Origin of the sequence: Streptomyces murinus, from assembly GCF_002154555.1 — a bacterium.
In the GTDB taxonomy this organism is placed as follows: Bacteria; Actinomycetota; Actinomycetes; order Streptomycetales; family Streptomycetaceae; genus Streptomyces; species Streptomyces murinus.
The window spans coordinates 38,584-44,707 of sequence record NZ_MUNF01000178.1; the positions used below are offsets into that span (position 1 = coordinate 38,584).

A 6,124-nucleotide genomic window follows, 5' to 3' on the forward strand; every position below is an offset into this window, starting at 1 on the left:
CGCACCGGCGTCGGCGCCATGCTCCGGGCCCGCGCCGGTGTGACCGTGTGACCGCTTCACGGCAGCGTCGCGGCAGCGTGACCGCAGCACGCCGGTGTGACCGCATCACGGCACGGCGTCAACTGTGGACGCCGAACAAACCTGCCCCCAAAGGGCGTTGACGGTCGAACCCGGGCAGGATCAGGAACGTCCCGCTGGCCGTCGTCGTCGTGAAGTCCAGCAGCGCGTCGGCGGCGTCCATGTGCGTGAGCGTGGCGGTGAACGTCCGCAGATCGTTCTGGAAGCTGATGAAGAGCAGGCCGGGGGCGGGCTCGTCGATGCTGTAGGAGCGGCGGAGCATGAGACCGGCGCCGACCACATTGGCGTGTGCCCTGCGCACATGGGCGTTCGCGGGGACCAGATAGCGGCCGTCGGGCGTCTTGGCGCCGAGGTCCGGGCCCGAGGCGACGGCGCCGCCGGAGAGCGGAGCCCCGCTCGCCCGGCGCCGCCCGAAGACCGCCTCCTGTTCGGCGACGGACAGGGCGGCGAACCGCGGCAGGTCCAGCTCCATGCGTCGTACGACGGCCAGGGTGCCCCCGGCGACCGCGGACGGCCCGGTCAGCCACAGGTCGCGGCGCTGTTCGGCGGCCGTGTGCGGACCCACGATGCCGTCGATGAAGCCCAACAGGTTCCGCGGCGCGGCGAGTTCCTCGCCGACGGGCACGTTCGTACCGCGGCGCCCCGACTGCCGCCAGCGTTCATGGACGCGGTCGCCGGCCCGGTTCAGGAGCGCGGCGGCGGCGACCGGGACGACCAGCGGGTCGCTCGCGCAGATCTGGATCAGCAGGTCACCGCCGCGCGCCCCGGGGGCGATCCGCTCGCGGGAGAAGCGCGGCAGGTCGGTCGCGCCGGGTAATTCGGCACCGGCCGCGCGCACCAGCCGGGGGCCGACGCCGACGGTCACGGTGAGGTCGCCCGGCGCCAGCCCCAGCAGCCGGGGGTCGGTCCCGTCCGTCAACGTACGGACGGTCGCGCCGAGTTCGGCGAGCAACGGGCCGGCGGACACGGCCGTACCGAGGTCGGCGACCACGACCAGCAGGTTGCCCTGGGCGGGTTGGGGGAGCGTGACTCCCGCCTGATGCCCGCCCAGCGCCGGAACCGGAGCGGGAGTCGAAGCCGGGACCGCCGTCGCGGAAGCACCGTGCCGCCCCGACCCGGCGACGTCCGCCGTGCACCCGGCGGTGAGACCGGCGGCCATCACGGCACCGGTGGCATCGAGGAACGCGCGGCGTGACGGGCGGTGATCGGCTCGGTGCATGGGGTGCAGGGTGCCACACCCGAAACGCCCATGTGGCTCAAGTTCCGTATTCCGGTGCGCAATTCACCATCGTGCCAGACTGGGATCATGCCTCGATCAGCTCTTCGCGTGATGACGGCGGCGGTACTCGGCGCGCTGGTGTTGGTGGCCGGCTGCGCTGGTGGTGGCGGTGGCGACGGGGGAGCGGGCAAGGGTCGGCGGCCGGACGGCGCGCAGGTGACGATCCAAGTGCCCGCCGACGCCCCGACGATCGCGGCGGCGGTGTCCCTCGCCCGCCCCGGCGACCTGGTGCTGGTCGCCCCCGGCGTCTACCACGAGTCGGTACGGATCAAGACGCCCCGCGTCACCCTGCGCGGCGCCTCCCGGGACAAGGTCGTCATCGACGGACGGCTGCGGCAGCCGAACGGTGTCGTCGTGGCGGCGCCCGGGGTGGCCGTGGAGAACCTGACCGTGGAGAACAACACGCAGAACGGGGTACTGGTGACCGGTTCCGCGGCGGCGGTCGCCGGACTGCCGGGGCGAAACGGCGGCTACGACACGGGAGATGAGCCGGTCACCTTCCTGAAGTCGTTCCTGGTCTCGTACGTGACCGCGACCCGCAACGGGCTGTACGGCATCTACGCGTTCTCCGCCCAGAACGGTGTCATCGAGCACTCCTACGCCTCGGGCGGCGCCGACTCGGGGATCTATGTCGGACAGTGCAAGCCCTGCCGTGTCGTGGTGCGGGACAACATCGCCGAGCTCAACGCGGTCGGGTACGAGGGCACCAACGCGAGCGGCGACATGTACGTCGTCGGCAACCGCCTCGTCGGCAACCGCGTCGGCCTGACCACCGACTCCGACCACCAGGAGAAGCTCCTTCCGCAGCGCGGCGCGGTCGTCGCCGGGAACCTGATCGCGGACAACCAGCAGACCCGGACCCCCGAACAGGCCGACGGGGGCTGGGGAATCGGTATCGGTGTCGACGGTGGCAGCGACAACCGGTTCCTGCGCAACCGGATCACCGGCAACACCAACGCAGGGTTCGTGATCACCGCGACCGCCGACGTACCGCCCGCCGGCAACCGGATCACGGACAACACCTTCGCCGCCAACGGCATCGACATCGGCTGGACGTTCCCCACCGCCACGCACGGCAAGGGCAATTGCCTGCACGGCAACGCGCTTCGTACGACCGTGCCGGCGCGGCTCGCGGCGACGGCGACGTGTCCCGTGGCAGCCAACTCGGCTTCACCGAGCGGTACTTGGACGGTACCGGCGGGGCCCCGAGGCATCCCGTTCACCGAGGTCGCCACGCCCGCCCCGCAACCGCAGTTCCCGAACGCCACGACCACCGGCGCCACCGAGGTGCCCGCCGTTCCGGCACTCCCGGACATCGAGAGCATCCCGCTGCCGCCTACGTCCCTGCTCGCCACCGGGGCGCGGGTGCGGACCTCCTGAACGACGGGCACGGACTCGGCCACCCCGCCAACGGCCCCCTTGCCACCGAGGCCACCCCACGCCGCCCGCTACCCGGCCGACGTAACCCCAGGCGCCGCCCGCACAGGAACATATTTCCGATCGTCGAAATCGATGACCACCGGTTGCGCCTCGGAAGCCACACCGGCCCGCACTCGATACATGGTCCCGTCGCCGCCGATCCAATACCGCACGGCACTACCGGAATTGGACCCGAGGGTGAATGAATTATCGGACGTCGCACGAGCGTTCGGCCCAGCCATGACGTCCACCGAATGACCCCGCACCTTGTCCTTCCCGACCATTGCCGCGCCATTCTGCGGCAGCAGCTCCGCGTTGTCCGGTCGATCACTGCCCAGCCCGAGCGCGATGGCCAGTGAACTGTCCAGTGAGCTGCCGGACTTCTGGAGCGGGCGGCGGTACCAGCCGGACGCGGGCGGCGCGGGCGGTGCCGTGGCCGGGGCGTCGGTCATGGGGTGGACGAGCACGGCGGTGGCCGTCCACTGGATCAGCCCGTCACTGGACGTGTCGCGCCCGGCGCCACGCACCACCCCGTACCCGATTCCGGCCCGGTAGTCGACGGACCCGGTGACGACCAGCCCGCCCGCGGCACTTGGCACGGTGATCGTCACCGCGCGGCCGCCCGCCTGGTAGTTGAGGAAGCGCGTGATGGCGAGCCGGTTCGCCTCGTCCGCCGTCAGCGCGCGCCGACCGGCCGAGTCACCGCCGCCGTCGATACCGCCGACGCCGCCGCCGATGAGGAAGAACGTCGTCCCCGCGGCGGCCACGAGGACGAGCGCGCCCGCGGCCCAGACCGATCGCGCCCATCGGCGGCGCCCGTCCTCCGTACCCCGCCGGAAACCTCGCACGACTTTCGGCCCGATTCTCTGCCCGATTCCCTTGGTCCGCACGCGGCGCGATGCTAACAGCTGCCGCGGACGTGTCTTCGGTTTTCCCGTTTCGGCTATATGACGTCCCGTCAACTTGTACTCTCCGAGCGGGGGTTGCCGTCAATTTGCCGAGTCGGGCGACGACGTAGACAACGCAAAGGAATGCGATGCCATTACGTAGGCTGCTGCGGGTGGGACTGTCCAGTCTGTTATTGATGGGCGGCGCCACCGGTACGATCGCGACAAGCGCCGGGCAGGCCGGCGCCTCGACCTCCGACGGCACACTGACCGTCGAGACACTGCGGGACTTCTTCGGCACCGGCGTCATCAACACGACCATGGACGTCCCGCAACGGGGCATGAAGGTCGACGTCACCGACCCCGCCGGACACCATGTCAACGGCGTCACGGACGCCACCGGAAAAGTCGTCGTCCAGCCCTCGGACAAGGGGCTGACCGGCGGCCGGTACCGCGTCGACGTCACCGTCCCCGCGCCCTACAGCGACTACCTGCGGGCGGCGCCGGCCTCCACGGCGGCGAACCACTTCGACAGCTTCACCTCCTTCGTGGACGTCTCGGGCGGCAAGGACGCCTCGGTGATTACCGGCGTCTGGGACGCCGCCGACTACGCCCTGCCGGACTCCCGGTACTTCGTGCCGGTCCAGAACGGCGGCAGCGGAACGGACACCCGGGCACTGGTGGCCTTCGGTACGGGCGCCCGCGGCAACTGCCCCGACAAGGCGGCGTGTCCGGACGTACTCGACACCCAGGACCAGGTGGGCACCACGTTCGGGCTCGCCTACGACAAGGACCGACAGCGGCTCTTCCAGGCGGAGTTCGCCCGGCGTTACACCAAGTACGGGCCCGACGGCGGCGACGCGATCTACACCGTGCCGGCCGGCGGCGGGGGCGCCCCGAAGCTGTTCGCGAAGGTGCCCGGTGCCTCGGTCACCCCGCACGACACCGCCCGCTTGATCAAGGACGCGGGCTTCACCGACGCGCCCGGCAAGGAGAGCATCGGCGGCCTTGCCCTGTCCGAGGACGGCTCGACGCTGTACGCGGTGAATCTGCGCAGCCGGTCACTGGTGAGCTTCGACGCGACCGGCGCCGCCGCCTCGGCGCCCCGGGCGACCGTGCCGATCCCGGACCCGGGCTGCGCGGCGTCCGGCGACTGGCGGCCCTTCGGACTGACCACCCACGACAACACCCTGTACGTCGGCGGTGTGTGCTCCGCGGAGAGCACACAGAAGCGCGCCGATCTGAAGGCCGTCGTCTATGCCTACGACGGCAAGCGGTTCACCCCGGTGCTGACCCACGCGCTGACCGACGAGCGCGGCAACGTGCTCAGCGGCGACGCCGCCTTCCCGCAGGCCCACTTCTGGAACCCGTGGAACGGCAGCCTGAAGGACTGGGACAGCTTCAAGGTGAACAACACGATGATCGACCCGCAGCCGGAGCTGGCCTCCATGGCCGTCGCCCGTGACGGCTCGATGGTCCTCGGCTTCCGCGACCGGTTCATGGACATCGTCAGCTGGGGCGGCCTCGACCCGAGGCCCTCGAACGACGACGCCGAGAACGGCATGTCCGGCGGCGACATCAACATGGCCTGCGCCAAGCCCACCGGCGGCTACGACTGGGAAGGCACCGGAGCCTGCCCCAACCACGCGACTCCCGCCGTCGACGGTGCCGAGGCACCGGGCGTCGTCGAGTACTTCCCGGGCGACTTCTTCCCGAACGGCGGCTCCGCGACCCAGCCCGGACCGCACCAGGAGTCCTCGCTGGGCTCGGTCGCCTACATCCCGCAGCAGCAGTGGGTCGTCAGCACCCAGATGGACCCGACCGGCAACGTGATCACTGACGGCACCGGCTACTACGACATCACCACCGGCGCCGGACCCGGCAACGACCCGGCCGCCAACGCCTACCAGTTCATCGGCCCGAACCAGAACGGGTTCGGCAAGGCCGGCGGCCTCGGCGACATCGCGTACGCCGCGGCCAACGCGCCGATCCAGATCGGCAACGTGGTCTGGTACGACGGCGATCACAACGGTATCCAGGACGCCGGGCAGGTGCTGCTGCCGGGCGCGACGGTCAACCTGCTGGACGCCGACGGCAAGCAGGTCGCCACGACGAAGACCGATGCCGACGGTGAGTACTACTTCGGCGGGGTCGGCGCGGACTATCAGCTGACGCCCGGCGCGAAGTACACCGTGCAGTTCGACGTGTGCACGGCCGACACCAGCGGGGTACCGGGCCAACCCGCCGCCGACGAGCTGCGGTTCACCCTCCCGCGCGCCGGCACCGACCGGGCCCACGACTCCAATGTGACCCCGCCGACCACCGGGCAGCTGTGCAGCGGGCAGGCACCGGTCACCGCACCCGCGAAGCCGGGCGGTGTCGACCACACCATCGACGCCGGCGTGTACATCCCCAAGGCTGCCCCGCCGACCTCACCCCCGCCGACCACCACACCCCCGTC

At 71.0% G+C, this 6,124-nt stretch carries 4 protein-coding genes; 2 read left to right on the forward strand and 2 right to left on the reverse strand.

What is annotated here, in order from left to right; all coding sequences use genetic code 11:
• Window positions 1-118: 118 nt before the first annotated feature.
• Window positions 119-1,297 carry a Dyp-type peroxidase gene (locus CCN72_RS13155; protein ID WP_086807684.1) on the reverse strand — a complete coding sequence of 393 codons (1,179 nt, stop codon included), beginning with the start codon at window positions 1,295-1,297 and terminating at the stop codon, window positions 119-121.
• Between the two features lie 87 nt (window positions 1,298-1,384).
• On the opposite strand from CCN72_RS13155, the gene CCN72_RS13160 reads away from it, so the two are divergent.
• Entirely contained in the window at window positions 1,385-2,737 is a 1,353-nt protein-coding gene (locus tag CCN72_RS13160) for a right-handed parallel beta-helix repeat-containing protein (RefSeq protein ID WP_086807685.1), read from the forward strand.
• Between the two features lie 68 nt (window positions 2,738-2,805).
• Here the strand turns inward: CCN72_RS13160 and CCN72_RS13165 are convergent, their stop codons facing one another.
• Window positions 2,806-3,543 (reverse strand): hypothetical protein, encoded by a 738-nt coding sequence (locus CCN72_RS13165; protein ID WP_425276144.1) that lies wholly within the window; start codon window positions 3,541-3,543, stop codon window positions 2,806-2,808.
• 269 nt (window positions 3,544-3,812) lie between these two features.
• Between CCN72_RS13165 and CCN72_RS13170 the strand changes: the two genes are divergently transcribed.
• A partial coding sequence (locus CCN72_RS13170; RefSeq protein ID WP_086807689.1) for an SdrD B-like domain-containing protein occupies window positions 3,813-6,124 on the forward strand: 2,312 nt, incomplete at its 3' end.